This is a genomic window from Dietzia sp. UBA5065, assembly GCA_002415925.1.
Lineage (GTDB): Bacteria > Actinomycetota > Actinomycetes > Mycobacteriales > Mycobacteriaceae > Dietzia.
In genome coordinates this window covers 1-5,311 of the sequence record DIAZ01000045.1, presented here as the reverse complement: position 1 = coordinate 5,311, position 5,311 = coordinate 1, and the positions used below count along the sequence as shown (strand labels likewise).

Genomic DNA, 5,311 nt, shown 5'->3' with positions numbered 1-5,311 from the left:
ACGGCGTGAGCGGTCCGGGCCCGGGTCCCGTCCGGGTGGTGGCCTGGGTGCACGGCCGGGTCCAGGGCGTCGGCTTCCGCTGGTGGACCCGGAGCCGCGCGCTCGAACTGGGACTGACCGGGCACGCCACCAACAAGCCCGACGGACGCGTCCACGTGGTGGCCGAGGGGCCGGAGGACGGGTGCAGGGCCCTGGTGGGCCTCCTCCGCGGCGGGGACACCCCGGGACGGGTGGATCTGGTCGTGGACTCCTGGGAGCCCGCCCGGGGCGGCCTCGACGGATTCGGGGAGCGCTGACCTAGGATCGACACCCGTGTACCTCAAGTCGCTGACGCTCAAGGGCTTCAAGTCCTTCGCGGCGCCCACGACCCTGAGGTTCGAACCCGGGATCTGTTGCGTGGTCGGACCGAACGGCTCGGGCAAGTCCAACGTCGTGGACGCTCTGACCTGGGTCATGGGCGAGCACAGCGCCAAGACGCTGCGCGGCGGCAAGATGCAGGACGTCATCTTTGCCGGCACCACCGGCAAGGCGCCGCTCGGCCGCGCGGAGGTCACGCTCACCCTGGACAACTCCGACGGCGCGCTGCCGATCGACTACGCCGAGGTGTCGCTGACACGGCGGATGTTCCGCGACGGTGCGACCGAATACGAGATCAACGGCGACCGCGCCCGCCTGATGGACGTGCAGGAACTCCTCTCGGACTCCGGTATCGGCCGGGAGATGCACGTGATCGTGGGCCAGGGCAAGCTCGCGGAGATCCTCGAGTCCAAGCCCGAGGAGCGCCGGGCCTTCATCGAGGAGGCCGCGGGCATCCTCAAGCACCGCCGTCGTAAGGAGAAGGCGCAGCGCAAGCTCGCCGGGATGCAGGGCAACCTCGACCGGCTGAGCGACCTCACCGGGGAGCTGCGCCGTCAGCTCAAGCCGCTGGGACGGCAGGCCGAGGTGGCGCGGCGCGCGCAGACGATCCAGGCCGACCTGCGGGATGCGACCTTCCGGCTGGCCGCCGACGACCTGGTGACCCGGCGCGGCGAACTCGCCGACGCCGAGAGCGTGCGCTCGAGGCTGGCCGGGGAGGTGGCCGCGGCCGTCGATCGCCGCGACGAGCTGGCCCGGGCCGTGGCCGACACCCAGGCCGGGCTCGACCGGCTGACGCCCGAGGCGGACGCGGCCCAGCAGCGGTGGTTCGCGCTGTCGACCCTGGCCGAGCGGGCCCGCGCGACCGCGCGGATCGCGGCGGATCGGGCGCGGACCCTCGCCTCGGAGACGGCCGTCCACCACGGCACCGACCCCGACGAGCTGGACCGCCAGGCCGAGCGGGCCGCGGCGCACGAACAGGAGCTCGCCGCCGAGGTCGAGAGCGCCGCGGACGCGGCCCGCCGGGCCACCGAGGCACTGAGAAGAGCGGAGGAGACGCTCGCCGGGCTCGAGGCGGAGCACCTCAAGGCCGTGCGCGCGATCGCCGACCGCCGCGAGGGGGTCGCCCGGCTGGCGGGCAAGGTGGAGACCCTCGCGGCCCGCGTGGAGTCGACCCAGGCCGAGATCGCCCGCCTGGACGCGGAGGCGGAGAACGCCCGCGGAGCGGTGGCGGACGCGGAGGCCGAGTTCGACGCCGTCCACGCCCGGGTCGGGGCGCACGCGGAGGGCGAGCAGAGCCTCGACGAGCACCTGGGCCGTGCGGAGCGGGCGCACCTCGCCGCGCGCGCCCGACTGGCGGAGCTCCAGGGCATCGAGCGCGAGGCGGATCACCGGATCGCCAGCCTCGCCGCCCGGATCGAGACGCTCGAGCAGAACAAGGGCGCCGGCGACGGTGTCGACTGGGTGGTCCGCCACGTCGGTCCGGATTCCGTGGCGGGGACCGTCGGTGAGCTCGTCGGCGTCGAGCGCGGCTGGGAGCGCGCGGTGGGCGTGGCCCTCGGGCCGGCCGTGGACGCCGTGGTCGTCGACGCGGGTGTGGACCGACGCTCCGTCCTGGAGGCCCTGCGGGACGCCGATGCCGGACGTGCCGGTCTGGTGGGGAGCGGGCTCGCCGGCGGGGGCTACCGCCTCGACGTGGACCTGCTCACGGGGGCGCGCTGGGCGCTGGACGTGGTCAGGGTTCCCGGCGACCTCGTCGCGGCGGTCACCGCCCTGCTGGTGGACGTCGTGGTGGTGGACGACCTCGCCGCCGCCCACGCCCAGGTCGAGGCCGACCGGCGTGTCCGCGCCGTGACCCGGGGCGGCGAGCTCGCGGGTGCGGGCTGGACCGTCGGTGGGTCGGCCGCCGGGCGGACGGGCCTGGAGATCCAGTCCGCGATCGACGCCGCGGTCGCCGAGCGGCAGGCCGTGCGCGCGGAGATCGAGACCACCCGGGCCGAGCTGGCCGGGGCTGAGGCCGAGGACGTCGCGCGGGCGGACCGCTTCTCCGAGTCCCTGGCGGCGATCTCGGAGTCGGACGCGGCGATCGAGGAGATCTACGCCGAGCTCGCGCGCATCGGCAAGCGGCGCCGTCGCGCGGAGGCGGAGGTGCGGCGCATCGAGCAGTCGCGGCGGATCGCCGTCGACAAGCTCGACGCCTCCCGGGCCGAGCACGCCGAGCTCACCGACCGGCTCGCCCGCGCGGGTGACGACGACGACGAGGCGACGCTGCCCGCGGACGACGGTCGGGTCGCCGCGCAGGCGGCGGTGGTCGCGGCCCGGGCCGCCGAGCTCGAGGCCAGGCTCGCACACCGGTCGGCGGAGGAACGCGCGGGCGGGGTCCGCGGCAGGTCGGCGTCGCTGCGCCGGGCCGCGCAGGCGGAGCGGGAGTCGAGGGCCCGGGCCGCCCGGGCGGCCGCGGCCCGCCGTCGCGGCGCGGAGGTCGCCGGCGTGGTGGACGAGCTGAGCGTGCGGCTGCTGTCCCGCCTCGACGAGGTGATCGGCTCGGCGGGGGCCGAGCGAGAGCGGTTGTCCGCCGCCCGGTCGGAGGCCACCACCCGACTGGCCTCCCTGCGCGGCGGGCTGTCGGCGGCGGACGCGGAGGTCACCCGGTTGACAGACGCCGCCCACCGCGACGAGATCGTCCGCGCGCAGCTCGAGGTCAAGGTGTCCGAGCTGGAGGCCGCGGTGGTGGAGCGGCACGGGATCGAGCCCGAGGTGCTCGTGGCCGAGTACGGGCCGGAGGTCGAGCTGCCGCCGTCGGCGTTGGAGATGCAGGAGTACGAGGCGGCGCGCGACCGGGGCGAGGACGTCACCCCGCCCCCGCCCATGCCGTTCGTGCGCGCGGAGCAGGAGCGGCGACTCGCGCTGGCCCGGAAGGACCTGGCCACCCTGGGCAAGGTCAACCCCCTCGCGTTGGAGGAGTTCTCCGCGCTCGAGGAGCGGTACGCGTTCCTGTCCACCCAGCTCGACGACGTGAGGAGGGCCCGCGCCGACCTCGAGGGCGTGATCGACGACGTGGACGAGCGGATCGAGCAGATCTTCACCGAGGCGTGGGTCGACGTCGAACGCGAGTTCCGCGGCGTCTTCTCCACCCTGTTCCCCGGCGGCGAGGGCCGGCTGATCCTCACCGATCCCCACGACATGCTCGCCACCGGGATCGAGGTGGAGGCCCGCCCGCCCGGCAAGAGGGTCAAGCGCCTGTCGCTGCTGTCCGGTGGGGAGAAGTCCTTGACCGCGGTGGCGATGCTGGTGGCGATCTTCAAGGCCCGGCCCAGCCCGTTCTACGTCATGGACGAGGTCGAGGCCGCGCTGGACGACACCAACCTCCGGCGGCTCATCGGGCTGTTCGAGCAGCTCCGGGAGACGAGCCAGCTCATCGTGATCACCCACCAGAAGCCGACGATGGACGTCTCCGACGTCCTGTACGGGGTCTCCATGCAAGGCGACGGCATCTCGAAGGTCATCTCGCAGCGGATGCGCTGACCCCCCGCCGCCGACCCCGGGTCAGGTGCGCCTGAACACCGAGCGCAGTCGCTCCCGGTTGACCGCGCCGATCGCGCGGAGCGGGATGCCGGCCGGGCACACCCGCGAGCACTCGCCGTAGAGCGAGCAGGGGCCGAACTCCTGATCGGCCTCGCGGATCATCTCCTTGGCGCGGGGACCACGGTCGAGACTGGAGACCGGCATGAGGGCCAGGTGGCGCAGTTTGGCGCCCACGAAGAGGTTCGCCGAGCCGTTGGGGCACGCGGCCACGCACGCGCCGCAGCCGATGCAGGCGGCGAAGTCCAGGGCGGCCTCGGCGGTGGCGTGGTCCTGCAGCATCGCGTCGGCGTCCGGTGCGGTGCCCGCGGGAATCCACACGTGGGCCCCGGCCTCGGCGATCCCGTCCAGCGCGGACCGGTCCACCACCAGGTCGCGGATGACGGGGAACACCGCAGCGCGGAGGGGCTCGATCCGGAGCGTGTCGCCGTCCGAGTAGGACCCCAACCGCTGGTGGCACGACGGGGTGTTCTCGGCGGGGCCGTGCGGACGGCCGTCGACCGTCACCCCGCACGCCCCGCAGATGCCCTCGCGGCAGTCGGAGTCGAAGGCCACCGGCTCCACGCCCTCGTCGACCAGCCGACCGTTGAGGGTGTCGAGCAGCTCGAGCACGCTCATCTCGGGCTCGGCGTCGGCGACCTCGTAGACCTCGTAGCGCCCGCCGTCCTCGGGCCCGGCCTGGCGCCAGACGCGCAGTGTCAGCCTCATCGGTAGTCCCTCGTGGTGAGCTCGACCGCGGAGAAGTCGAGCGGTTCGGCATGTCGGATGAACGTGCGTGGGCCGCCGCGGTCGTCGCCGTCGGAGCCCCACGCGGAGGCGAAGCTCCAGGTGTCGTCCCGGCGCAGCGCCTCTCCCTCGGCGGTCTGGTGCTCGTCCCGGAAATGGGCGCCGCAGGACTCGTCGCGGTCGAGGGCGTCGACGCACATGAGCTCCGCCAGTTCCAGGTAGTCGGCCACGCGCCCCGCCAGCTCGAGAACCTGGTTGAGGTGTTCCCCGGTCCCGGTCACGCGGAGGTCGGTCCAGAAGCGGGTCCTCAGGGCGCGGATTCGGCCGATCGCCTCGGTCAGCCCCTCCGCGGTGCGCGTGACGCCGCACCCGGTGTAGAGGATCTCCCCGAGTTCCCGGTGGAAGTGCTCCGGTCCGGTCGATCCGCCCACCGACACCAGGGCCCGTACGCGGTCCCGGGCGCGGCGCACGGCGGAGACCACCACCTCGTCGTCGTCGCCGGGTAGCTCGTCCCCGAGTCGCGTGGCCAGGTGCGCCGGCACCGAGTACGGCAGCGTGAACCACCCGTCGACGCTCGCGCTGAGCAGGGAGTTCGCGCCCAGCCGGTTGGCGCCGTGATACGCCCACCCGCACTCGCCGCCCACGAACA

Annotated in this window: 3 protein-coding genes and 1 pseudogene; 2 read left to right on the top strand and 2 right to left on the bottom strand. The window is 74.2% G+C overall.

The genetic code is table 11. From position 1 onward, the window contains the following. The first annotated feature begins 5 nt into the window (after positions 1–5). Positions 6–296, top strand: a complete 291-nt coding sequence (locus tag B4M60_RS03345) for an acylphosphatase (RefSeq protein WP_291080271.1) — start codon at positions 6–8, stop codon at positions 294–296. Between the two features lie 16 nt (positions 297–312). Further along, positions 313–3,879: a chromosome segregation protein SMC gene (smc, locus tag B4M60_RS03340; RefSeq protein ID WP_291080269.1), complete on the top strand. Its 3,567-nt coding sequence runs from the start codon at positions 313–315 to the stop codon at positions 3,877–3,879. A 21-nt stretch (positions 3,880–3,900) separates the two neighbouring features. Here smc and B4M60_RS03335 read toward each other — a convergent pair whose 3' ends face one another. Continuing rightward, positions 3,901–4,644 carry a succinate dehydrogenase/fumarate reductase iron-sulfur subunit gene (locus B4M60_RS03335; RefSeq protein WP_291080267.1) on the bottom strand — a complete coding sequence of 248 codons (744 nt, stop codon included), beginning with the start codon at positions 4,642–4,644 and terminating at the stop codon, positions 3,901–3,903. Then, positions 4,641–5,311: pseudogene (locus B4M60_RS03330) on the bottom strand (fumarate reductase/succinate dehydrogenase flavoprotein subunit); the annotation flags it as partial. The gene B4M60_RS03335 and the pseudogene B4M60_RS03330, both read right to left, overlap by 4 nt.

Bases quoted from the DNA above. Each gene is read 5' to 3' on its own strand.
- B4M60_RS03335 (WP_291080267.1), bottom strand. From the start codon at position 4,644: ATGAGGCTGACACTGCGCGTCTGGCGCCAGGCCGGGCCCGAGGACGGC.